The 26,726-nt window shown below is 69.7% G+C and carries 3 protein-coding genes; all 3 read right to left on the bottom strand.

Annotation, left to right across the window (positions count from 1 at the left end):
- Window positions 1–52 precede the first annotated feature (52 nt).
- From ABZ345_RS09605 to ABZ345_RS09595, 3 genes are read right to left on the bottom strand one after another with little or no spacing between them, the layout of a single operon-like run.
- Window positions 53–1,237 carry a cytochrome P450 gene (locus tag ABZ345_RS09605; RefSeq protein WP_359844783.1) on the bottom strand — a complete coding sequence of 395 codons (1,185 nt, stop codon included), beginning with the start codon at window positions 1,235–1,237 and terminating at the stop codon, window positions 53–55.
- Window positions 1,234–6,336: a type I polyketide synthase gene (locus ABZ345_RS09600; protein WP_359844781.1), complete on the bottom strand. Its 5,103-nt coding sequence runs from the start codon at window positions 6,334–6,336 to the stop codon at window positions 1,234–1,236. The genes ABZ345_RS09605 and ABZ345_RS09600 overlap by 4 nt, the downstream gene beginning before the upstream one ends.
- Before the next feature lie 31 nt (window positions 6,337–6,367).
- Entirely contained in the window at window positions 6,368–26,659 is a 20,292-nt protein-coding gene (locus tag ABZ345_RS09595; RefSeq protein ID WP_359844779.1) for a type I polyketide synthase, read from the bottom strand.
- Between the last annotated feature and the right edge of the window lie 67 nt (window positions 26,660–26,726).

Genomic DNA, 26,726 nt, shown 5'->3' with positions numbered 1-26,726 from the left:
GGTTGAGCACCGTGCCAACGCGCGCTGACACGGTGCTGACAGGTGACGGCGGTCACCAGGTGAGCGGAAACTTCTCCAGTCCGCCTGCCAGGCGCCCGCCGGGGTGCGACTCGAGCTCGGACTCCGGTACCGCGAGCCGCAGCGTGGGCAGGCGTTCGAACAGCGTGGTGAACGCGACGGCGAGGATGATCCGCACGAGCGGCGCGCCGGTGCAGTGCCGCATGCCGTGGCCGAACGTGAAGTGGTGGTTGGGCGAGCGGGTGACGTCGAAGCGGTGCGGGTCGTCGAACGCGCGCGGGTCGAAGTTGGCGAGGCTGAAGTCCAGCATCACCAGGTCGCCCTCCTTGATCGTGACGCCGCCGACCTCGATGTCCTCGCTGGCGTAGCGGGGCAGGACGGGCGAGCTGATCGTGGCGCGCATGACCTCGTCGACGGCCTGGGCCATGACCGCCGGGTCGGCCATCGCCTTCTCGCGCTCCTCGGGGTTGCGCAGGAACAGCAGTACGCCGAAGTCGAGGTGGCTGGCGAGGCCCGCGAGGCCGGTGAACAGCAGCGTGACGACGTGGAGCCCGATCTCCTCGTCGGACAGGCCTGCCTCGACGAAGCGGGAGATGACGTCGTCGCCGAGGTCGTCGCGGCGGCGTTGACCGATCTCGGCGGCGAAGGAGAACAGCGGGTCCATGCCGGCCTCGGCGGACTGCTGGTCGGACGCGCCGACCGTGTCCATCATCTCGAGCAGCTTGGCCCGGTTCTCTTCGGGGATGCCGACCATGTCGCACAACGCCTGCTGCGAGTAGTCCATCGAGTAGGCGTCGTGCAGGTCGACGGGCGGGCCGGCGGCGATGATGGCGTCGAGCTTGGCGTTCGCGATGGCCTCGACGCGGACCTTGCGCTCGATGACGCGGCGGGCGGCGAAGCTCTTGGTGTAGAGGACGCGCTTCTTCTCGTGACGCTCCTTCTCGACCTCGATGTCGTCGCTGGTGACGAGCATGTCGAGCATGGGGTTGCGCATGAACCGCGGCGCGCTGGCGGGGTCCTTGTGGCTGCGGCCGAGCTTGTTGTTCTGCAGCAGCGACTTCACCTCGGCGTGGCGGGTGACGAGCCAGCCCTCGTCGCCCGCGGGCGTCCGGATGCGGCACACCGGCGCCTGCTCCTGCAACCGCAGCCGGAGTTCGCTGAACGTCAGGATCGACGGCAGTTCGACCCCGATCAGGGGCAGTTCCTGGGACGTGGTCATCGGGCGCCTTCCAGTTTCTCGATACGGGAGCCGAGCCAGTCCTCCATGACTTCGGCGACAACGCCCGCGTCCTCCTTGACCATCGCCATGTGGTCGGTGGCGACGACGCGGATCTCGTCGGTGGGCACGTCGACGTCCTGGTCGGTGGTGACGAGGTCGGTGCCCTTGACTTCGTTGGCACAACGGATCAGCAGCTTCGGGACCGTCGTGTGGAGGCCGGTGTCGATGATGAGCGGGAACCAGTGCGCCATCGCCGACAGGCGGGTGCTGTTCATGTTCACCGCGGGCGAGTCCATGGTGGTGAAGTAGTTCGTCGTGACGGCGTCGAAGTCCATGCCCTCGCTGGAGTTGTAGTTCATGCTCAGCGTGTCGAGCATGATCACCGCTTCGGGCGTGATCCCCCACGTCTGCTCCAGCACGGCCGCGGCGAAGTAGGCGAGGGTGCCGCCGGACGAGTGTCCTACCAGGACGAACGGGTCGCCGTCGGTGCCGTTGAGGATGCTTTCCGCGACGAACCTCGCGGCGGCCTCGGTGGTCCTGGGCAGTGCCTCGCCGTCGCCGAAACCGATGAGCGGCAAGGCACTCACGTGTCGCTTGCCGCGCAGGTGGGCGGCGAGCCTCGCGTACATGTGCACGCCGGCCGTGGCTCCCGGGGCGCTGACGCAGACGAGCTTGGGGAGCTTGGGGCCGTCCGCGAGGGTGACGGGGACGGGCAGGTCCTCGAGCTCGGCCGGGCTGTCGAACATCGGGCGCAGGTTGGCGACGGCCTTGAGCATCCGGAGGCCTTCGACGACCTTGCCGCTGCCGACGCTGTCCATGAACAGGCCGAAGACCGTGTCTTGTGCGTTGGCCGCGCCGATGGTCTTGCCGGGGCCGCTGATGGTGCCGAGCTCGGCGTCGACCTTCTCCGCGAACGCCGCGGGGGTGCCGCTGTCGAACACCGCGCTGCCGGGGAGTTTGAGGGCGAGCATGTCGTTGATCTGGTTGCGCAGCTCGACGGCGATCAGCGAGTCGAAGCCGAGTTCCAGGAAGTTCTTGTCCGCGTCCACTTTGGACACGTCGTTGTGGCCCAGCAGTGCGGCGCAGGTGCCGAGGACGAGCTCGCGGACCTGGGTAGCGCGCTCGTCGCCGTCGAGGCCGCGCAGCTTGTCGAGCACGGTGACCGCGGCCAGCTGGCTCTGCTGCGGGAGTGCCTGCTCGTCGACGATGTCGCGCAGCAGCGGGGCGACGCGCTGCTGGTTGCGATTGACGTGCATCGGGATGACGACTCGTTTGTTCTCGGCGAGGGCGGCGTCGAACAGCGCGAGGCCTTGTTCGGCGGCCAGCGGGGGCATGCCGGAGCGTTGGATGCGGTCCATGGCGGCGTCGCTGAGGCCCGCGGTCATGCCTCCGTCCTGCGCCCAGGGGCCCCAGGCGAGGCTGATGGTGTTGTCGCGGGTGTTGGCGAGTGCGTCGAGGTAGGCGTTGGCGGCGGCGTAGTTTCCCTGGCCGGCCGCGCCCATGACGTTGGCGACCGAGCTGTAGAGCACGAGCAGCTTCAGGTCGTGCTGGGCGAGCAGGTGCGCGGCGTCGACCTTCGGTGTGAGGACGCTGGTGAGGCGGTCCGGGGTGAGCGCGTCGACGAGGGCGTCGTCCAGCACGCCGGCCGTGTGGATCACGGTGGTGAGCGGGCGTTCCGTGGCGGCGAACAGGGTCTGGACGTCGTTCGGGTTCGAGATGTCGGTGGCCGCGATGGTGACGGTGGCGCCCTTGTTCTCCAGTTCCTTCTTGAGGTTCTGGGCGCCGGGTGCCTCCTCGCCGCGGCGGCTGGCGAGCAGCAGGTGCTTCACGTTGTGCCGGGTGACGAGGTGCCTCGCGAGCTCGGCGCCGAGGCCGCCGGTGCCGCCGGTGATCAGGACGGTCTCGTCCTCGTCCCACTCGTGCCGGGCGTCGGGGTTCTCGGGGAGTTCTTTCAACCGGGCGACCTGGGTCTTGCCCTCACGGACGACGACCTGGGGTTCGTCGCCGTTGACGAGCTCGGTGAGCAGGGCGCCGGAGACGTCGAGGCCGTCGCTGTCGACGAGCAGGAACCGGCCGGGGTTCTCGGCCTGCGCGGTGCGGACCAGGCCCCACACGGCCGCCGCGGCCAGGTCTTGCCCGCTCGCGGCGCCGCGGCTGACGAAGACGACGCGGGAGTTCTCGAAGTTCAGCGCCTCCTGCAGGATGGCCAGGGCGCGCTGGGTGCTCGCGTGGACGCTTTCCGGGGTGTTCTCGCCGGTGACCGCCACGACGAACACGTCGGGAATGCTCGACTGGGCGGCTTCGGTGAGGGTTTCGCCGTAGCCGCTGACGGACTGGCCCGCCGCGTACAGGACGTGGGCGAGGTCGAACTCGTCGCCGCCGATGATGGCCCACCTGGCGCCCGTGATGGCCGGGGCGTCCACAGTGGACTTGACCCAGTTCAGTTCGTAGAGCGCGGGGCGACTGGCGTTGGGCTGGGTGCCCGGTGCCATGGTGCTCTGCGGCCAGAAGCGCTCGGTGTCGAACGGGTAGGTGGGCAGGTCGATCCTTGTTCCGCTCTTCGGCCAGCTGATCTTCGTGCCGGTGGTGTAGAGCTTGGCCAGGGCGGTGATGAACGCCGTGACCTCGTCCTTGTCCTTGCGCATCGTGGGGATGGCGCGGTCGACCAGTGCGGCCAGGACCGCGCTCGGGCCGATCTCGACGAATGTGGCGTCGCCGATCTCGTTCACGTTGTCGGTGAACCTGACCGTGTCGCGGACGTGGCTGACCCAGTAGTCGGATTGTTGAACAATCCCACGAGTGACCAGTGGAATTGTCGGATCGTTGAACGATATACCCGCGATGGCGTGGCGGAAGTCGTCGAGCATGGGCTCCATCAGTGGCGAGTGGAACGCGTGGCTGACCTGGAGCTGCTTGGTCTTGCGGTCGTTGAATCGTTCAACAATCCTACGAGCCTCTTGTTCAACACCGGCGATGACGACCGAGTCCTCGGCGTTGATGGCGGCCAGCGAGACGCCGTCGGTGAGGTGCGGGGCGACCTCGGCCTCGGTGGCCTGGATCGCGAACATCACGCCACCAGCTGGCAGCTGCTGCATGAGGCTCGCACGCACTGTGACGAGCCGGGCGGCGTCTTCGAGACTCAGCACGCCGGCGATGTGGGCGGCGGCTATCTCACCGATGGAGTGGCCCGCGACCTTGTCGGCTTTGAAGCCGTAGCTCTCCAGCAGCCGGTACAGCGCGACCTCGAACGCGAACAGCGCGGGTTGCGTGTACCCGGTCTGGTCGAGCCTGGCCTCGTCCTCCCACATGACCTGCCTGAGGTCCGCGGGCAGGTGCTTCAGTGCCTCGTCGAGCGCATCCCGGAAGACCGGGAACACCTCGTACAACGCCTTGCCCATGCCGACGCGCTGCGCACCCTGACCGGAGAACAACGCCGCGACCGGCTTGCGCTGGACAGTTCCGGTGGCGATGACCTCGCCGTCGAGCAGCACCGCGCGGTGGTCGAACGTTGTCGGTCGCGTGGTGAGCAACGAGTACGCGATGTCCTCGGCATCACCCTCGATCGCCTTGACCTGCTCAACGCGTGCCTTCAGCGCACTCGCCGACTTCGCCGAGACGACGAGCGGATGCCTGCCCGCCAGCCCCGCCAGCCCCGTCAGTGCCTGAATCGATACCGACTGGCTGGCCCCCTGGGGGGAATCGCCCCCCATCCCAATCGTCTCAGAAGGGTCTGACAGTTCCGGCGCCTCTTGGATGATCACGTGGGCGTTGGTGCCGCTGACGCCGAACGACGAGATGCCCGCCCGGCGCGGTTTTCCGTTGCGCGGCCAGGGAGTGGACTCGGTGAGGAGTGAGACGTTGCCCGCGGACCAGTCGACATGGGAGGACGGCGACGTGACGTGCAGCGTCGGCGGCAGGGTGTCGTGACGCAGCGCTTCGACGATCTTGATGACGCCCGCGACGCCCGCCGCGGCCTGGGTGTGACCGATGTTGGACTTGATGGCGCCCAGGTGCAGCGGGGTCGCGCGGTCCTGGCCGTAGGTGGCGAGCAGAGCCTCGGCCTCGATCGGATCTCCCAGCACGGTGCCGGTTCCGTGGGCCTCGACAGCGTCCACATCGGACGCCGACAGGCCCGCGGAAGCCAGTGCCGCCTTGATCACCTCGCGCTGGGCGGGGCCGTTCGGGGCGGACAGGCCGTTGGAGGCGCCGTCCTGGTTGACCGCGCTGCCCGCGACCACCGCGAGCACCGGATGGCCGTGGCGTTGCGCGTCCGAGAGCTTCTCGACGAGCAGCACACCGATGCCCTCGGCCCAGCCGGTGCCGTCCGCGTCGTCCGAGAACGCCTTGCACCGGCCCGAGGTCGCGAGACCACCCTGACGAGTGAATCCGGCGAAGTTCGAGGAAGTCGCCATGACGGTCACTCCGCCGGCCAAGGCGAGCGAGCACTCGCCGTTGCGCAAAGCAGCAGCAGCGAGGTGCAACGCAACGAGGGAAGAAGAGCAAGCCGTGTCGATCGTGACGGCCGGGCCCTCGAAGCCGAACGTGTAGGAGATGCGCCCGGAGATGACGCTCGCGGCGGTGCCCATGCCCGCGTGGCCCTCGACGTCCTCCTGGGAGGCGATCAGGACGTGGCCGTAGTCCTGGCCGTTGGTTCCCACAAACACACCGGTTCGGGAGCCGCGCAGCGACGTCGGGTCGATGCCCGCACGCTCGACGGCTTCCCACGTGGTCTGCAGAAGCAGTCGCTGCTGCGGGTCCATCGCCAGGGCTTCGCGCGGCGAGATGCCGAAGAAACCGGGGTCGAAGTCGGCGGCGTCGTAGAGGAACCCGCCCTGCAGCGTCGCGCTGGTGCCGCCGGCGAGCGTGCCCAGGTCCCAGCCGCGGTCGGTCGGGAACCCGGTGATGGCGTCGCGGCCTTGCGCCACCAGGTCCCACAGGTCCTCCGGAGAGCGGACGTCGCCGGGGAAACGGCAGGCGATGCCGACGATCGCGACCGGCTCGTGTTTACCGGACTCGGCCTCCTCGAGGCGCTGGCGGGTCTGGGCGAGATCAGCGGTGACCCACTTCAGGTACTCAACGAGCTTCTCTTCGTTCGGCATCGCCGGAAACCTTCCGTCTGCTGGAGTGGGGTCAGCGCTCGGTGCGTCGGCCAAGTTCGTTGTCGATGAAGGCGAACACGTCGTCCACGCTCGCGGATTTGATGCGGTCGTTCACCGCTTCTTCGCTCTTTCCGCTGCCGTACTGGGCAAGCAGGTTGCGCAGCCGGGCGGCCACACCGTCACGCGCGAGGTCATCGGCAGAGCTGGCAGCGAGTGCGGCCTCCAGCCGGTCGAGCTCACCGCCGATCGACGGCCCGGCGTCGTCGCCGAGCAGCTCGCCCGCGAGGTACGCGGCCAGTTCGTCCGGCGTCGGGTAGTCGAAGACCAGGCCGGCGGGCAGTTTCAGACCCGTGGCGGACGCGAGACTGTTGCGCAGCTCCACGGCGGTCAGCGAGTCGAAGCCGAGGTCGCGGAACTGCTTGTCGTTGTCGATCGCGGCCGGCGTGGCGTGTCCGAGGACACCTGCCGCGTGACCGCGCACGAGATCGACCAGGTACTTGCCGCGTTCCTCCGCGGGCAAGGCGTTCAGCGTGGCCGAGAGGTCCACAGTGGACGCCTCACCGGAGCCCGCCGCGCGCTTGCCGCCCTTGACGAGGCCCCGCATGATCGCCGCAACCGGTCCGTTGGCGCGGCCGGTGGTGATGCGGGCGGGGACGAGCACCGCATCCTCGCGGGACGTGGCGTCGTCGAACAACCGCATGCCCTGGCGGACGGACAGCGGCGGCATTCCCGTGCGGCCGATGCGGTCCATCGCGCCGTCCTGCAGATGTGCCGTCATGCCAGCGGTTTGAGCCCACGGGCCCCACGCCAGCGAGGTGGCGACGAGCCCCTGTGCGCGCCGGTGTGCCGCGAGGGCGTCGAGGAACGCGTTGGCCGCGGCGTAGTTGCCCTGACCGGCGCTGCCGAGCACGCCCGACACCGACGAGTAGAGCACGAACGCCTTGAGCTTCTGCTTCTTAGTGGCCTCGTGGAGGTTCCACGCGCCGTCGACCTTGGGCTTGAAGACCGCGCTGAGCCGCTCCGGCGTGAGGGAGGCGATGATGCCGTCGTCGAGCACACCGGCCGTGTGGATGACGGCGGTCAGCTTGACGCCCTTGATGACCTTCTTGACCGCCTTGAGGTCGGCGGTGTCGCAGGCGGCGATCGTGACGTCGGCTCCGTGCGCGGTCAGTTCCGCCTGCAGTGCAACAGCATCCGGTGCGTCGCCGCCACGCCTTGAGATCAGCAGCAGGCGCTTGACGTTGCGTTCGGCGACGAGGTGCCTGGCCAGTTCAGCACCGAGACCACCAGTGCCGCCGGTGATCAACACCGTGCCTTCCGGGTCCCACTCGGCCGTTTCGACCGTGCCGGTGACGCGGGCGAGGCGAGCGACGTAAGTCTGGCCCTCACGGACGCGGACCTGGGTCTCCCCCGCGTCGAGCAGGCCGGTGGGCAGCGGGGCGCTGCCGTCGGTGTCGACGAGCAGGAAGCGTCCGGGGTTCTCCGACTGCGCCGTGCGAACGAGGCCTTCGACGGTCGCGCTCGCCAGGCCGCTCGTCACGAAGGCCAGCCGGTCGTCGGACTGCACCAGTTCCAATGCCTTCGCCGCGAGCTCGTGTGCCTGCTCGACGGTGTCACCGCTGAACTGGACCTCGCGAACGTCCTGCGCCGGCTGGGTTTCCGGAGCGGGCACCCAGTCGAGGCGGAACAGCGAGTCCTGGTGTTGCTGCGCGGCGAGCGGTGCCCCGAAGACGATGTTCCGCGCCGAGACAACGGGTGCGCCGCTCTTGTCGACCGCGGCGAACCCGCCGTCGCTCAGCTTCACCCGCAGCGTGTCGGCGCCGACCGCGTGCAGACTGACGCCGTGCCATTCCAGTGGTACCTGGGTTTCCTCGGTGATCCTGGTGGCGCAGTCGAGCAGGGCCGGGTGGACGCCGTAGAACTGGGCGTCCGAGGTGCCTTCCGGCAGCGTGACCTCCGCGTAGACGGCGTCGCCCGCCTGCCAGATCTGCTCGTCGATCGCCGTGGCACCCTTCGGCGGCCACTCGCTGACCGTGAAGCCGGCCCGGTACTCGCCTTCACTCAGGACGCCTTGGGCGATCTGGACGAACGGCTGCTCGTCGTTCGGTCGCGTGTAGACGGTGAGGGAGCGCTTTCCGTTGTCCGGCGCGCCGATCCACACCTGCAGCACGCCGGGTGTGAGCGGCGCGGTGATCGTGAGCTCCTCGACAGTGCCGTACCCGACCTGGTCAGCGGCCCGGAACGCGATCTCGGCGAACGCCGTCTCCGGGAACGCCACCGCGAGCCGGTTCGTGAACACCACCGCGTCCTGCTGTGCGACGGTCATCGCGGCGCCGAGCAACGGGTGGTCGGCGGGCCCGAGTCCGAGCCCGGACGCGTCGGCGGCCTGGGCCATCGGGGTCGGCCAGTAGTGGTCGTGGTCGAACGCGTAGGTGGGGATGTCGACGCGCTTTGCCCCGGTGCCCTCGAACGCTTCCGCCCAGTCGACGTTGGTGCCCTGGACGTGCAGCCTCGCGAGCGCGGTGAGCCACGCCGCCGTCTCGTCGCGGTTCTTGCGCAGCGCGGGAATCGCGCCGTCGACGAGCGCGGACAGAACACCGTCCGGCCCGATCTCCAGGAACGCGTTGACGCCCGCCGCTACGAGTGCCGCGACACCGTCGGCGAACCGCACGGTCTCCCGGACGTGCCGCACCCAGTACTCGGGTTCGGTCAGTTCGGTGCCCGCGACGCGGCCGGTCAGGTTGGACACCACGGGAATGCGGGGCGCGGCGAACTCCAGCGCCGTCACGACGGCGCAGAAGTCCTCCAGCATCGGCTCCATCAACGGCGAGTGAAACGCATGGCTGACCGGCAAACGCTTAGTCTTGCGGCCCTGCTTCGCGAACCCGTCAGCGATCTGTTCGACCGCTTTCTCCTCGCCCGCGATCACCAGCGCCCGCGGCCCGTTGATCGCCGCGATGGACACTGTGTCGGTAGTGGTGACTTCGTCTTCCCGCGCCTCGATCGCGATCATGGCGCCGCCCGCGGGAAGTGCCTGCATCAACGCGGCTCGCGCGTTGACGAGCTTCGCGGCGTCTTCGAGGCTGAGCACGCCGGCGACGTGCGCGGCCGCGATCTCGCCGACCGAGTGCCCGCCGACGTGGTCGGGCTCGAGGCCGAACGCCTCGGCAAGCCGGAACAGCGCCACCTCGACCGCGAACAACGCCCGCTGCGTGTTCGCCGTCTGGTCGAGCAGCTGCTCATCGTCGCCCCACATGACGTCGCGGACGTCGACGTGCTCCAGCACCGCGTCGAGCGCCTTGCGGAACGCGGGGAACCGCTCGTACAGCTCACGTCCCATGCCCAGCTGCTGCGACCCCTGCCCGGAGAACAGCACCGCGAGCTTGCGCCGACTCGCCTGCCCCTGCGCGACCTCCGCACCGTCGAGCACCACCGCCCGATGCTCGAACCGCGACCGCTTCAGCAGCGAGAACCCGACGTCGAACGCGTCCGCGTCGACCGCTCGCACCCGCTCGACCAGAGCGCGCAGCGAAGCGGGGGACTTCGCCGAAAAAACGAGCGGGGCCCCCTTGGGGGGACGCGAGGTCCCCACTCCAATCGTCGCACGGGAGGCCGACGATCCCGGGCCGGCAAGATCGGCAACTGCCGAGTTGTCCACAGGCGCCGAGTTGTCCACAGATTCCGCGGCACCCGCTTGACCAGCATTTTCACCCGGTACGCTGGAAATCGGGGGGATCCCCGGCGCCGCCTCCAAGATCACGTGGGCGTTGGTGCCGCTGATGCCGAACGACGAGACGCCCGCCCTGCGCGCGCGGTCCGCTGACGGCCACCGGGTGTTCTCCGTGAGCAGTGAGATCGAGCCCGCGGTCCAGTCGACGTGCGACGAAGGCGCGGTGACGTTGATCGTGCGCGGCAGCAGACCGTGGCGGAGCGCCATCACCATCTTGATCACACCAGCCGCACCCGCGGCGGCCTGCGTGTGCCCGATGTTCGACTTGATCGAGCCGAGCAGCAAGGGCGACGGGCGGTCCTGACCGTAGGTCGCCAACAGGGCCTGCGCCTCGATCGGGTCGCCCAAAGTCGTGCCGGTGCCGTGCGCTTCAACGGCGTCGACATCGGCGAACTTCAATCCCGCCGACGCCAGCGCCTGACGGATCACCCGCTGCTGTGAGGGCCCGTTGGGCGCCGTCAGGCCGTTGGAAGCGCCGTCCTGGTTGACCGCCGAGCCACGCACGACAGCAAGAACGTCATGCCCAGCAGCGACAGCGTCAGACAGACGCTCCACCACGAGCACACCGATGCCCTCAGACCATGCGGTGCCGTCGGCAGAATCCGAGAACGGCTTGCACCGGCCGTCGCGCGCGAGGCCGTCCTGCAGCGAGAACTCCATGAACGCGCCGGGAGCCGACATCACCTGCACACCACCGGCAAGCGCCAACGAGCACTCACCGTTCCGCAGCGCCTGCAACGCCAGATGCAAAGCGACCAGCGCCGACGAGCACGCCGTGTCGATCGTCATCGACGGCCCCTCGAGCCCCAGCGCGTACGACAACCGGCCGGCGATCACGCTCGGCGAGGTCCCAGTGCCCGAGTAGCCCTCCAGCGCCTGCTCCGACGCGAGCATCAGGTGCGCGTAGTCCTGCCCGGACGCGCCGACGTAGACACCGGTCCGCGACCCGCGCAGCGCCAGCGGGTCGATTCCCGTGCGCTCCAACGCCTCCCACGACGTCTCCAGCACAAGTCGCTGGTGCGGGTCCATCGACACGGCCTCCCGCGGCGAGATCCCGAAGAACGCCGGGTCGAACGCCGCGATGCCCTCGATGAACCCGCCCTGCCCTGTCACGGACTGCCCGGCGCCGTCGCCGACGAGGTTCTCGTCCCAGCCGCGGTCCGCCGGGAACCCGCCGATCGCGTCCCGCCCGCCCAGCACCAGCTCCCACAGCTCCTCAGGCGACGACACGCCACCGGGGAACTTGCAGGCGATACCGACGATCGCGATCGCCTCGTCGCTGACCCGCACGGAGTCCTCGACCTCGGCGGAACCGCCGAACAACGAAGAAACCAGGTGCTCCGCCAACGACTCGGGCGTCGGGTAGTCGAACACCAGCGTCGCGGGCAACGTCAGCCCCGTCGCGGTGCCGAGCCGGTTGCGCAGCTCCACCGACGTCAGCGAGTCGAAGCCCAGCTGCCGGAACTCGCGGTCCGCGTCGATCGCGTCAGCCGACGAGTGGCCGAGCACCGCGGCCGCCTCACCGCGCACCAGGTCCACCAGCGTCCGCAGCCGCTCCGCCGGGCGAACGTCCTGCAACCCCTGCAGTACAACGGTTCCTTGCGCACGAGCTGCGGTCCGGCGCCCGCCGCGCAGGAGGTTTCGCAGCAGCGGCGGCACCATCGTGGTACTGGCTCCGGTGATGATCCGCGCGGGAACGACGAGCGGCTCGTCGACGCATACAGCAGCGTCGAACAGCGCCAGACCGTGCTCCAGCGAGATCGGCGGCATCGACGACTTCTCCAGTCGCTCCAACGCGGGCGCGTCCATCGTCTTGGTCATGCCGACATCGGACGTCCAAGCGCCCCAGGCCAACGACACCGCCGGCAACCCTGCCGAACGCCGGAAAGCCGCGAGGGCGTCGAGGAACGCGTTGCCCGCCGCGTAGTTGCCCTGACCAGCCGTGCCCAGCACGCCGGACACCGACGAGTACAGCACGAACTGCGCGTCGGGCACGAGCGTGTGCAGGTTCCAGGCGGCGTCCACCTTGGGCCGCAACACCTTCGCCAGCCGATCCCGCGTCATCGAGGCGATCACACCGTCGTCCAGCACACCGGCCGTGTGCACGACAGCAGTCACATTATGTCCACCGAGGACAGCAGCGAGCGCGTCCCGGTCAGCCACATCGCAAGCCGCGATCGTCACGTCCGCGTCCAGCGCGGCCAGTTCCGCCGCACCCGGCGAGTCGAGGCCACGACGGCTGAGCAGCAACAACTTCCGCGTGCCCCGCGCGACGAGGTGCCGCGCCAGTTCCGCGCCCAGACCACCGGTGCCACCGGTGATCAGCACAGTGCCGTCGGGATCCCAGCCCGCGGGCACGGTGATCACGATCTTGCCGACGTGCTTGGCACGACTCATGAACCGGAACGCGTCCCGTGCCCGTCGCACGTCCCACGCGGCGATCGGCAGCGGCTCCAGGACGTCGCGCTCGAACAGCTCCACGAGCGCGACGAGCATGCGCTGAACGTGGTCGGGGTGTGCCTCGCCGAGATCGAACGGCCGGTAGAAGATGCCCGGCACGTCCTCCCGCAGATCGGTCTTGCCCATCTCCAGGAAGCGCCCGCCCTCGCCGAGCAGCCGCAGCGAGGCGTCGATGAACTCGCCGGTCAACGCGTTGAGCACGACATCGACCTGCGGGAACTTCTGCTCGAAGCTGGTGTCGCGCGAGTTGCCGATGTGCGCGTCGTCGAGGCCGAGGCCGCGCAGCACGTCCCACTTGCCCTCGCTGGCGGTGGCGAACACCTCCGCGCCGAGGTGCGTCGCGACCTGGATCGCCGCCATGCCGACACCACCGGCGCCGGCGTGGACGAGGACCTTCTCCCCCGGCCGCACGGTGCCGAGCTCGATCAGAGCGTAGTAAGCGGTGAGGAACACCAGCGGGACGGATGCGCCCTGCTCGAACGTCCAGCCGTCCGGAAGCCTGGTCAGGTAAGGCTCTTCGATGACGCCGACCGGTCCCATACCGCCGAACAGCATGCCGAACACCGGGTCACCGATCTTCAGCTCGGTGCACTCGGGCCCGAGCTCCGTGACGACACCCGCGGCCTCCGCGCCGAACGAGCCCGCCTCGCCCGGATACATGCCGAGCGCGTTCAGCACGTCGCGGAAGTTGAGGCCCGCCGCCCTGATAGCGATCCGGACCTGCTTGCCCTGCAACGGCTCCGGCGTCCACGGTGCCAGTACGAGGTTGTCGAGGCTGCCCTTCGCGGTGGTGTCGAGGCGCCACGGCGTCGCGGTGGGCGGCACGAGCGTCGGCCCGGTCTGCAGCCGCGCCAACCGTCCAGCGTGGACGGTGCCGTCGCGGACGATCAGCTGCTGCTCCTCGGTAACCAGCATGCCGGGCGTCAGCGAGCTGTTCTCGTCGAGGTCGACGAGCAGGAACTGGCCGGGATTCTCGGCCTGCGCGGACCGCACGAGGCCCCACGCGGCCGCCGCTCCAAGATCGGTGATCGGTTCGTCGCCGATCGCAGCCGCACCGCGCGTCACGAAAACGACGCGTTCTTCCGCGGTCTGCAGGATTTCCAGGACTCGCTTCGTCGTCGCGTGCACAGCCGCCGCGTCCGGACCGCCTGTCAGCTCAACGACCTGCGCATCGATCTCGCTCGCCTCGCCGACCTGCACGGGCACCCACTCGACGCGGAACAGCGACTCCGCAATGGGATTGCTGGGCGCGCTCGTGGACGGCGTCCTGACGACCAGTGACTTCACCGACAGCACGGGCGCGCCTTCGACGTCGACGGCGGTGACCTCGACAGCGTCACCTCCCGTGTGCTTCAACCGGACCCGCAGCCGCGACGGCCCGATGGCGTGCAGGGACACGCCGTTCCACTCGAACGGCAACCCCTGCCCGGCCCCGTCGACGAACGTGATGGCGTGCAGCGCCGAGTCGAGCAGCGCGGGGTGCACGCCGAACGTGGCGGCGTCGTCCACGCTGTCCGGTAGCGCGACCTCGACCAGTACTTCGTCGCCTTTGCGCCACGCCTTCTGCAGCCCGCGGAAGATCGGTCCGTAGACCAGTCCGCCTTCCGCGAGCGTGTCGTAGAACGCTTCCAGGTCAAGCTCTTCGGCGTTCGCGGGCGGCCATTCGGTGGTGTCGAACTCGGCCTGGTGCGGCCCCTCGGCGAGAGTTCCACTGGCGTGCTGGATCCACTCGTCGGAGTCCGGCAGCTGCGAGTGGACGTTGACGGGCCTGCGACCGTGATCGTCCGGCGCGCCGACCCTCACCTGGACGGCGACGGCGTCCCTTTCCGGCAGCACCAGCGGGATCACGATGGTGAGCCCGTCGACGCGGTCGCAGCCGACCATGTCGCCGGCGCGGATCGCGAAGTCCAGGAAGCCGGTGCCGGGGAACAGAACCGCGCCGCCGACGACGTGGTCCGCGATCCACGGGTGCGTCGCGAGGCTGAGGCGTCCGCTGAGCACGAGCTCGTCGGTGCCCGCGACCGCGATGGCCGCGCCGAGCAACGGGTGCCCGCCGGACCTCAGTCCGTACGCCGCGGGGTCTCCCGCGCGGCCACCGACCGTGGCCTTGGGCCAGAACCGCTCGTGGTCGAACGGATAGGTCGGCAGGGTGACGAGCCGGCCGCCCGTCAGCCACGGCCCCCAGTCGACGTTGATCCCGTCGACGTGCAGCTGACCGAGCGCGGTGGCGAGCGCGGCTTCCTCGGTCCTGTTCTTCCTCAGCGTCGGGATCGCGCCGTCGACAAGTGCGGACAACACCCCGTCCGGTCCGACCTCGAGGAATTTGGTGGCCGGGATCTTCACGACGTTGTCGGTGAACCGCACCGCGTCCCGAACGTGGCGGACCCAGTACTCGGGGTCGGTGACATCGCCCGTCGCGCTGATCGGGATCTTCGGCGCGTTGAAGGTCAAGTCTTGGATCGCGTTGCGGAAGTCGTTGAGCATCGGCTCCATCAACGGCGAGTGGAACGCGTGGCTGACCCGCAGCCTCTTGTTCTTCCACATCTGCGCGATGGCTTCGACTTCTTCTTCGTCGCCCGCGATCACGACACTCGTGCGCCCGTTGATCGCCGCGATCGACACCTTGCTCGTGAGGTGCTTGCTCACCTCTTCTTCGGTCGCCTGCACGGCCACCATCGCGCCCGTCTGCGGAAGCGCCTGCATCAGGCTGGCGCGCGCACTGACGAGCTTCGCCGCGTCTTCCAGGCTGAGCACTTGCGCGACGTGTGCCGCCGCGATCTCACCGATCGAGTGACCCGCGAGGTGGGCGGGCTTGATCCCGAACGCCTGCAGCAGCCGGTACAGCGCCACCTGGAACGCGAACAACGCCGGCTGCGTGGTGCCGGTCTGGTTGAGCCGCTCCTCGTCCTCGCCCCAGATCACGCTCTTCAGCTCGGGGTCGAGATGCGCGAGCACGTCGTCGAACGCGTCCGCGAACTGCGGGAACCTCTCGTACAGCTCGCGGCCCATGCCCAGCCGCTGCGAGCCCTGCCCGGAGAACAGCACCGCGAGCGTGTGCTCCGCCGCCACTGCGCTGGCGACCTCCACGCCGTCGAACAGCACGGCCCGGTGCTCGAACAACGCCCGCGACCTCACCAGCGAGTAGGCGATGTCGGCGTCTGCGGCTTCGACCGCGCGGATCCGCTCGATCTGGGCTCGCAATGCGTCCGGCGACTTCGCCGACACGGGCAGCGGCACCGCACCACCACTCGACGCCGCACCACCCCCCGGCACCGCACCGCCACCCAGTACCGCACCACCGTTCGGCACCGCACCGCCAACCGGCAGCGCCCCGCCGACCGAGTCAGCCGCGCCGCCTGGCACCGCCCCGCCGTTCGGAATCGATCCGGATTGGCTGGCCCCCTGGGGGGATCCACCCCCCATCCCAATCATCTCAGGCAGGTCCGACAATTCCTGAGCACTCGGAGCCTCCAAGATCACGTGCGCATTCGTGCCCGAGATGCCGAACGACGAGACGCCCGCCCGCCACGGCCGGTCCACGGAAGGCCACGGGGTGTTCGACGTGAGCAGCGAGACCGCGCCCGAAGTCCAGTCGATGTGCGACGACGGCGACGTGACGTGCAGAGTCTGCGGCAGCAGACCGCGCTGGAACGCCATCACCATCTTGATCACGCCCGCCACACCGGCCGCCGCCTGCGTGTGGCCCAGGTTCGACTTCACCGAGCCCAGCCACAGCGGGTCGACGCGATCCTGCCCGTACACGGTCAGCAGCGCCTGCGCCTCGATCGGGTCGCCCAGCACAGTTCCGGTGCCGTGCGCCTCGACAGCGTCCACATCGGACGGCGACAGGCCACCGGACGCAAGCGCTTGCCGAATCACCCGTTGCTGCGACGGACCGTTCGGGGCGGTCAGACCGTTCGAAGCGCCGTCCTGGTTGAACGCCGAACCGCGCACCACCGCGAGCACCGGGTGCCCAGCGGCGACGGCGTCGGAAAGCCTTTCCACCACGAGAATTCCGACACCCTCGGACCACCCCGTGCCGTCAGCCAACTCGGAGAAGGCCTTGCACAGTCCGTCCGGTGCGAGCCCGCCCTGCCGTGAGAAACCGGAGAACGACGTCGGCGTCGCCATTACCGTGACACCACCGGCCAGCGCCAGCGAACACTCACCACCGCGCAACGCCTGCGAGGCGAGGTGCAGCGCCACCAGGGCGGACGAGCACGCTGTGTCGATCGTGACCGCCGGACCCTCCAGCCCCAGCGAGTACGAGATGCGGCCGGAGATCACGGACGCCGCGAGCCCGGTGCCGGCGTGGCCTTCCAGGTCCTCGTTGGAGGCCATGACGACGTGCTGGTAGTCCTGCCCGTTCGTTCCGACGAAGACGCCGGTCCGCGACCCGCGCAACGACGAAGGATCGACACCCGCGCGTTCGACGGCCTCCCACGAGGTCTCCAGCAGGAGGCGCTGCTGCGGGTCCATCGCCAGCGCTTCCCGCGGCGAGATGCCGAAGAACGCCGGGTCGAAGTCGGCGACGCCGGTCAGGAAGCCGCCGCGCAACGTCGAGCTCTGCAGTGATGCCAGGTCCCAGCCGCGGTCGGCAGGGAAGTCCGACATCGCGTCCCCGCCCTCGACCAGCAGCCGCCAGAGGTCTTCCGGCGAGTCGATGCCGTTCGGGAAGTGGCAGGCCATGCCGACGATCGCGATGTCGTCGGTGGTCTGCACGACCGACACGTCGTCAACGTCGCCGCCCTCGCCGAGCAGCTCGGACAGCAGGTGCTCGGCCAGCACGCGTGGTGACGGGTAGTCGAACACCAGGCCGGCGGGCAGCACTAGGCCGGTGATCTCGGTGAGGTGGTTGCGCAGCTCGACCGCGGTCAGCGAGTCGAACCCGATGTCGCGGAACGCCTTGTCGCTCGCCACCGCGTCCTTGCCGGAGTGGCCGAGCACCTGGGCGGCGTGCGTCCGGACCAGCTCCAGGACAGGCTCGATCCGTTCCGCGGCGGGCAGTTCACGCAGGCTGCGACGCAGTTCCGCGGCGGCCGACTCGCTGTCGCGCCGCTGAGCCGCCAGCTCGTCCAGCACCTCGCGAGCGCCGGGAAGCTCAGCCAGCACCGGCGTCGGACGCAAGCTCAGCAACGCGCTGAGCAGCTGCGGGTGGTGGATGTCCGCGATCACGGCGGTCGGCGAGGTCTCCGCCACCACGCCCCGCATCGCCACTACCGCGAGTTCCGGGTCCAAAGTGGACGCGCCGACGGACTTGATCGTCTGCGCGACGCGTTCGTCGCCCGCCATGCCGTCCCCGGTCCACGCGCCCCACGCGATCGACGTCGCGGGAAGGCCGAGCTCCTTGCGCTGCGCCGCGATGGCGTCGAGCACGGCGTTGGCGGCGGCGTAGTTGGCCTGGCCGGGGTTGCCGATCGCGCCCGCGACCGACGAGAACAGGATGAACGCGCCGAGGTCCAGCTCGCGCGTCAGTTCGTCGAGCAGGAACGCCGACGTGACCTTCGCCTGGAAGACGTCCGTGAACCGCTCAGGCGTGAGCCCGTCGAGCACACCGTCGTCCAGCACGCCGGCGGCGTGGACAACGGCCTTCACGTCGGACGTCAGCACCGCGGCCAGCTCGTCGCGTTTCGTGACGTCGCACTTGACGACCTCGACACCCAGCTCTGCCACGATCTCCGCCGCGCCCGGTGCGTCCATGCCGCGCCGGCTCAGCAGAACGACCTTCTCCGCACCGCGCGCAACCAGGTCGCGCGCAACGTGCTTGCCGAGCGCGCCCGTGCCACCGGTGATCACCACCGTGCCGGTCGGCTGCCATTCCTGAGATGCCCGCGGCACAACGAGAATCCGCCGCCCGAACACCCCGGACGCCCTCACCGCGACCTGGTCCTCTTCACTGGTCAGCGCGGCCACGAACCGTTGCGCCGCCCGCTCGTCCAGTTCGACGGGCAGGTCGGCGAGTCCGCCCCAGCGGTTCGGGTGCTCCAGCGCGGCCACCCTGCCGAGCCCCCACACGCCTGCCTGCCAGGGGTTGCTGACCGAGTCCGCACGTCCAGTCGACACCGCACCGCGCGTCACCGCCCACAACGGTGCCATGACACCGGCGTCGCCGAGCGCCTGAAAGAGCGCGGTCGTACTGGTGACCGGCGCGATCTCCTCGAGGTCGTCCAGTGCCAGCAACGACACCACACCCGTGAACGGCGCCTGCGCAAGCTCCAGGAGCTGCCCCGCCAGGTGCTCGCGGTCCGCCCACGCGACACCGAACTCCATGACGTCCCCGAGCGCGTGGACCAGCGTCCGGACCCACGCGTCCTCGGCCACCTCGGTCGGCACCACCACCAGCCACTTGCCGGGCTTGGTGGTGATGCCCGCGACCGGTTGCCAGTTCTCCCTGTGCAGCCACGATTCCACTGTGGACTGCGCCTTGCGCTTGCCGCGCCACGCCGACAACGCAGGCAGCACACCCGCCAGCGTCTCGCTGTCGAGGTCGAGCGTGGCGGCGAGCGAGGTGACGTCGTCCTGTTCGACCGCCGTCCAGAACGCCGCGTCGGCCGGGTCCGCCGCCACCGCGCCGGTCGCCGCCTCGGGCCAGAACCGCTCGTGCTGGAACGGGTACGTCGGCAGATCGACGCCGCGGCCGCCCTGGTAGAAGCTCGACCACTCGACGTGGACGCCGCTGACGTGCAGCCTCGCGAGGGCCGTGAGGAACGTCCTGTGCTCGCCCCTGTCCTTGCGCAGTACCGGGATCGCGGCGTCGACGAGTGCCGCGAGCACCCCGTCCGGCCCGATCTCCAGGAACGCGCTGGCCCCCATTTCTTCAAGCCGCGCGACGTTGTCCGTGAACCGGACCGTGTCGCGGACGTGCCTGACCCAGTACTCGGGGTCGGTGACGTCGCCCGTGGTCGCGATCGGAATGTGCGGCTCGGTGAAGGTGATGCCGCTGATCGCCGCGCGGAAGTCGTCGAGCATCGGCTCCATCAGCGGCGAGTGGAACGCGTGGCTGACCTGCAGTTGCTTGCTCTTGCGGCCTGCGAACCGGTCGGCGACCGCGCGAGCTTCGCTTTCTACGCCCGCGATGACCAGCGAGTCGGCCGCGTTGATCGCCGCGATCGACACACCGCTGGTGAGGTGCGGGGTGATCTCGTCCTCGGTGGCCTGCAGGGCGATCATCACGCCGCCCTCTGGCAGGTTCTGCATGAGCTCGGCGCGGGCCTTGACGAGCTTCGCCGCGTCTTCGAGGCTCAGCACCCCGGCGACGTGCGCGGCCGCGATCTCGCCGATCGAGTGCCCGGCGACCAGTCGCGGCGTGATGCCGAACGACTCGGCCAGCCGGTACAGCGCCACCTCGACCGCGAACAGCGCGGGCTGCGTGTTCCCGGTCTGGTTCAACGCCTCGGCGTCGTCACCCCACATGACCTCGCGCACGCCTTCAAGGTGCTCCAGCACCTCGTCCAACGCCCGCGCGAACACCGGGAACGCCTCATACAGCTCGCGCCCCATGCCCAGCCGCTGCGCCCCTTGCCCGGAGAACAGCATGGCGAGCGTCTTCCCCGACGCCTCACCACTGGCCAGTACATCGCCGTCCAACAACACGGCCCGGTGCTCGAACAACGTGCGCCGATGCAGCAACGAGTACCCGACGTCGAGCGCGTCCGCCTCCACGGCCCGAATCCGCTCGATCTGCGCTTCCAACGCAGCTGCGGACTTAGCCGACACCACCCACGGAATCGATTCCGCCTGGGCCCCCCAGGGGGAGACCGAGGTCCCCACTCCAAGCGTCCCACGCGGGTCTGACATTTCCGCGCCCGCAAGATCCACAACGTCTGGGTTGTCCACAGGCGCCGAGTTGTCCACAGATGTCGGCGAGCCCGGTTGACCAGCGGTTTCAGCCGGTACGCTGGAAATTGGGGGGATCCCCGGCGCGGCCTCCAAGATCACGTGGGCGTTGGTGCCGGAGAGGCCGAACGACGAGACGCCGGCGCGGGCCGGGCGATCGGTGGCGGGCCACGGCGTGTTCGAGGTGAGCAGGGAGACCGCGCCCGCGGACCAGTCGACGTGCGACGACGGGGTCGTGACGTGCAGGGTCCGGGGCAGCAGGCCGTGCTGGAAGGCCAGCACCATCTTGATGATGCCCGCGACACCCGCGGCCGCCTGCGTGTGGCCCAGGTTCGACTTGATCGCGCCCAGGTAGAGCGGGGCGCCGGACCGGTCGCGGCCGTAGGTGGCGAGCAGCGCCTGGGCCTCGATCGGGTCGCCGAGCCTGGTGCCGGTGCCGTGCGCTTCGACGGCGTCGACGTCCGAAGTGGACAGTCCGGCGTTGGCGAGGGCCTGGCGGATCACGCGTTGCTGGGCGGGGCCGTTCGGGGCGGTCAGGCCGTTCGAGGCGCCGTCCTGGTTGACCGCGGAGCCGCGCACTACGGCCAAAACGGTGTGACCGTTGCGGACTGCGTTGGACTGGCGTTCGACGACGAGCACACCGACGCCCTCGGCCCAGCCGGTGCCTTCGGCGTTGTCGGAGAAGGCGCGGCAGCGGGCGTCCGCCGCGAGACCGCCCTGGGCGTTGAAGCCGGCGAAGTTCATCGGCGTGGACATCACCGTCACGCCACCGACCAGCGCCAGCGACGACTCGCCGGATCGCAGCGACTGCGCGGCCAGGTGCAAGGCCACCAAGGACGAAGAGCAAGCGGTGTCGATCGTGAGCGCGGGGCCTTCGAAACCGAACGTGTAGGAGAGGCGGCCGGAGATCACCGCGGCGGCGAGGCCCGTCGAAGCGTGGCCTTCGATGTCGCCGCGCGCCCGCAGCACGAGGTTCGTGTAGTCCTGGCCGTTCGTGCCGACGAACACGCCGGTCTTGGAACCGCGCAGCGTCGCGGCGTTGATGCCCGCGCGTTCGACGGCCTCCCACGAGACTTCGAGCAGCTGGCGTTGCTGCGGGTCCATCGCGAGGGCTTCGCGTGGCGAGATGCCGAAGAACGCCGGGTCGAACTCCGCTGCGCCATAAAGGAAACCGCCCTCGACCGTGCCGCCGACCGCCAACGCGTCCTGTTCCCAGCCGCGGTCGGTCGGGAAGCTCGCGATCGCGTCGGTGCCGTTGGCCAGCAGCCGCCAGAGGTCCTCTGGGGTCGAGACGCCGCCGGGGAAGCGGCACGCGATGCCGACGATCACGATCGGGTCGTCCGCGTCGGCCACGTCCTGCGCCGACACGTCCAGGTCCGCGCCCTCGCCGGTCAGCTCGGCCAGCAGGTGCTCGGCCAGGACGAGCGGCGACGGGTAGTCGAAGATCAGCGTGGCGGGCAGCGTCAACCCGGTGGCGAGAGCGAGGGCGTTGCGCAGCTCGATCGCGGTCAGCGAGTCGAAACCGAGTGAGCGGAACTCCTTCTCCGCGCCCACCGCGTCGGCGTTCGCGTACCCGATGACCTTCGCGGCCTCGGCGCGCACGACGTCGACGATGATCCGCACGCGTTCGGCGTTAGGCAGCCCGCCGAGCTTCGCGTGCAGGCCGCCGGCGACGATCTCGCGGGCGGCCGTGCGCCGGCCGGCTCGCACCAGGCCGCGCATGATCGCCGGGACATCGCCCTGCGCCGCACCACCAGAGGCGAGCGGGACGAGCAGCGACTCGTCGGACGACACTGCCGCGTCGAAGAGCTGAAGCCCCTGCTCCACCGACAGCATCGGCATGCGGCGCAGGTCACCTTCGTCCAATGTGGACGTCATGCCGGTGTCCCAGGCGCCCCAGGCCAACGACAGCGCGGGCAGGCCGAGTCCGTGGCGGTGTGCGGCGAGGGCGTCCAGGAAGGCGTTGGCGGCGGCGTAGTTGCCCTGCCCGGCGGCGCCCATCACGCCGGACACCGACGAGTACAGGATGAGCTGCGCGTCGCCGGCGAGCTCGTGGAGGTTCCACGCGGCGTCGACCTTCGGGCGCATCACCGCGGAAAGCCGTTCGGGCGTCAGCGATCCGATCACACCGTCGTCCAGAACGCCGGCGGTGTGGATGACGGCGGTCAGCCGCACGCCGTCGAGCAGGTCGGCGACGGCAGCGCGTTCCGTGACGTCGCAGGACTTCACCTCGACGTCCGCGCCCAGCGCAACCAGCTCGTCGCGCAGACTGGCGGCGCCAGGAGCGTCGAGGCCGCGGCGGCTGACCAGCAGCAGCTTGCGCTGGCCGCAGGCCACGAGGTGGCGGGCGATGACGGCGCCAAGGCCGCCCGTGCCGCCCGTGACCAGGACCGTTCCGGACGAGTCCCAATGCCGCACCGGGCTTTCGGTGGCACGGGCCAGTCTGCCGGCGAAGACCTCGCCCGCGCGCACGACGACCTGGGTCTCCCCCGCGTCGATCAACCCGCCGAGGCCGAGCAGCAGCGCCTCCGACTCGGGGGCGTCGTCGAGGTCGACGAGCAGGAAACGGCCGGGATTCTCGGTCTGCGCGGACCGCACCAGGCCCCACACAGCGGCGGCCGCGAGGTCGTCGCCGGTGACCGCGCCGCGCGTGACGAAGACCAGTCGCCCGGTGGATTCCTGAATTGTGGCAAGCGTTTCCGCCGCCAATGCGTGCGCGGATGCTGGCGACTGCTCGCCGGTCACGTGCACGAGCGCCGCGGTCCCAGGCGTGTAGGTGACCGGCACCCAGTCGAGGCGGAACAGCGAGTCGACGCCGCCGCGGGTGGTCAGCTCGCCGAGCGGTTCGATGCTCACGGACTCGGCCGCCAGCACCGGCTCCCCCGCGACGTCGACAGCGTCCAGCGCGATCCCATCGTCCACAAGGGACATTTGGACCCTGATTACCTCGGCGCCGTTCGCATACAGGGACACACCGCGCCAGTTCGCCGGAACGCCTTCGAGTCCGAGGAACGTCGCCGCGTGCGTGGCCGCGTCGAGCAGTGCCGGGTGAACGCCGAAACCCTTCGCGTCGCCGGGCAACGCGATCTCGGCGAACACCTCCTGGCCTCGCCGCCAGGCCGCGCGCAGGCCCTGGAACGTCTGCCCGTAAGGCGTTTCGTCGTAGAAGCCGTCGAGGTCGGCGACGGTCGCGCCCTTCGGTGGCCATTCGGTGTTCTCGGCTGGTGCCGGGATGCCTTGGCCGAGTCGGCCGTTCGCGTGCTCGACCCACTCCTGGTCGCCGTGCCGTGCGTGGAACCGAAACGCGCCGTCACGTCCGACCTGGAACTGCACCTGGACGGAACCGCTGTCCGGCAGCACCAGTGGCGCGACCTGGGTCAGTTCCTCGACGCGGTCGTGGCCCGCGAGGTCGGCGGCGCGGAACGCCAGCTCCAGCACGCCCGCAGTCGGGAACACCACGTGGTCCGCGAGCCAGGACGTCTTGGCCAGGGTGCCGGTGAGGATCAGCTCGCCGGAGCCGGCGACGGTCATCGCCGCGCCCAGCAACGGGTGGTCCGCTGAGGTCAGACCGAGGCTGGTGGCGTCGCCCGCACTGACCGAGACCGACGGCCAGTAGCGGGCGTGCTGGAACGCGTAGGTGGGGACGTCGACGCGCTTGCCGTTGGGGTAGAACGGTTTCCAGTCGACCGCTACGCCCGCGACGTGGAGGCGTGCGAGCGCGGTGATGAACGCGGTGCGCTCGTCGCGGTCCTTGCGCTGCGCCGGGATCGCCTGCACCAGCGCCGACAGCACGCCGTCGGGGCCGATCTCCAGCAACGTCTTCTCGCCCAGGCTGGTCACGGCGTCGTGGAACCGGACGGCCTCACGGACGTGGCGGACCCAGTACTCGGGGTTCGCGACGTCGCCGGTCATCGGGATCGCAGGACTGTGGAAGGTGATGCCGCCGATGGCTTCGCGGAAGTCGTTGAGCATCGGGTCCATCAGCGGCGAGTGGAACGCGTGGCTGACCTGGAGCTGCTTCGTCTTGCGGCCTTCAAAGTTCGTGACCAGCGCGCGGGCTTCCTTCTCCACGCCGGCGATGACGAGCGAGTCGGGCCCGTTGATCGCCGCGATGGAGATGCCGGGCGTCAGGTGCGGGGCCACCTCATCTTCGGTGGCCTGCAGCGCGATCATGACGCCGCCTTGGGGCAGCGCCTGCATGAGTCGTGCACGAGCTTGGACGAGTTTGGCGGCGTCTTCGAGGCTGAACACGCCCGCGATGTGCGCGGCCGCGATCTCGCCGATCGAGTGACCGGTGACGTGTGTCGGCGTCACCCCGTACGACTCCAACAGCCGGTAAAGGGCGATCTCGAACGCGAACAGCGCGGGCTGCGTGTTGCCCGTCTGGTTCAGCGCTTCCTCGTCGCCCCACATGACCTCGCGTAGGTTCGGGTCGAGGTGCTGAAGAACCTCGTCGAGCGCCTCGCGGAAGATGTCGAACGCTTCGTAGAGCTCCTTGCCCATGCCCACGCGCTGGGCACCCTGGCCGGAGAACAGCAAGGCCAGCTCGGTCCGCCGCGCCAAGCCGGTCGCGATCTCGGCCCCGTCCAGCAGCACCGCGCGGTGCTCGAACAACGCGCGCGTGGTCGCCAACGAGAACCCGACGTCCACCGCGTCACCATCGAGCGCGCGCACACGCTCGATCTGCGCCGCGAGAGAGGTCTCCGACTTCGCCGACACCAGCCACGGCACGCCAGCACCCGCCAGGTTGCTGGCGCCCGCGAGATCGCCAGCACCCGCGGGGTCACCGTCGCCCGCGTGCTCACCGTCACCCGCGAGGCCGCCGCCGCTCTGCTGAATCGATCCGGGTTGGCTGGCCCCCTGGGGGGATCCACCCCCCATCCCAATCATCTCAGGCAGGTCTGACAATTCCGGGGCGTGCGGGCCTTCCAAGATCACGTGGGCGTTCGTGCCGGAGACGCCGAACGACGAGACGGCGGCGCGAGGCGCGCGTTCGGAGGAGGGCCAGGCCACGGCGGACGTGGCGAGCTCCACGGAGCCGGTGGCCCAGTCGACGTGGGTGGACGGGCGCGAGACGTGCAGGGTGGCGGGCACCACGCCGTGCCGCATCGCCTGGACCATCTTGATGATGCCCGCGACACCGGCGGCGGCCTGGGTGTGGCCGATGTTCGACTTCACCGAGCCCAGCAGCAGTGGGGACGGACGCTCGGCGCCATAGGTGGCGAGCAGGCTGCGGGCCTCGATCGGATCGCCGAGCGGCGTGCCGGTGCCGTGTGCCTCGACGACGTCGACATCGGCGGGAGACAGGCCGGCGCGGTCGAGAGCCGCCTTGATCACCCGCTGCTGCGCGCGGCCGTTGGGGGCGGTGAAGCCGTTGGAGGCGCCATCGGAGTTGACGGCCGAGCCGCGCACCACGGCGAGCACCGGGTAGCCCGAGGCAACGGCGTCGGTGAGGCGGGCGAGAGCGAGCACGCCGACGCCCTCGGACCAGCCCGTGCCATCGGCGTCGTCGGAGAAGGCTTTGCATCGGCCGTTGCGCGCGAGGCCGCCCTGACGCGAGAACTCGACGAGGGAGCCGGGCGTGCACATGACGTTCACGCCACCGGCCAGCGCCAGCGAGCACTCACCCGCGCGCAGGGCGTGCACGGCGAGATGTAGTGCGACCAAAGAAGAGGAGCAGGCCGTGTCGACGGTCAGCGTTGGCCCTTCGAGGCCCAGGGCGTAGGAGATGCGGCCGGACTCAGCCGAGGCGGCGATGCCGGTGCCGACGTCGCCTGTCGCGTCGTCGAGGCCGCGGATCAGCAGGTGCTCGTAGTCCTGGCCGTTGGTGCCCACAAAAACACCGGTGCGTGAACCGCGCAGGGACGACGGGTCGATGCCGGAGCGTTCGATCGCCTCCCAAGACGTTTCCAGCAGCAGGCGTTGCTGTGGGTCCATCGTCACGGCCTCGCGCGGCGAGATGCCGAAGAACGCCGGGTCGAAGTCCGCGATCCCGTGCAGGAAGCCGCCCTGCACCGAGACGCTGTGGCCGCGTTCGTCGACGTCGGTACCGAGCAGCGCGTCGACGTCCCAGCCGCGGTCGGCCGGGAAGCCGGTGATCGCGTCGCGCCCGGACGACACCAGCTCCCACAGGTCCTCCGGCGAGCTGATGCCGCCGGGGAAGCGGCACGCCATCCCGATGATGGCGATCGGTTCGGTGGCGGCCGCGACGAGCTGCCTGTTCTGCTTGCGCAGCCGCTCCGCCTCCTTCACCGCGGCGCGGAGAGCCTCGACAACCTTCTCGCTGGAGGTACTCATTCATCAGCTCCGTCAGTCCAGCCGGACACGGTCATCCCGCCAGCAATTCCAGCAGCCGAAGCGGTAG

Origin of the sequence: Lentzea sp. NPDC005914, assembly GCF_040629405.1 — a bacterium.
GTDB lineage: Bacteria > Actinomycetota > Actinomycetes > Mycobacteriales > Pseudonocardiaceae > Lentzea.
Note: the sequence above shows the minus strand (reverse complement) of the source record. Positions and strands in the feature narration are given on the sequence as shown.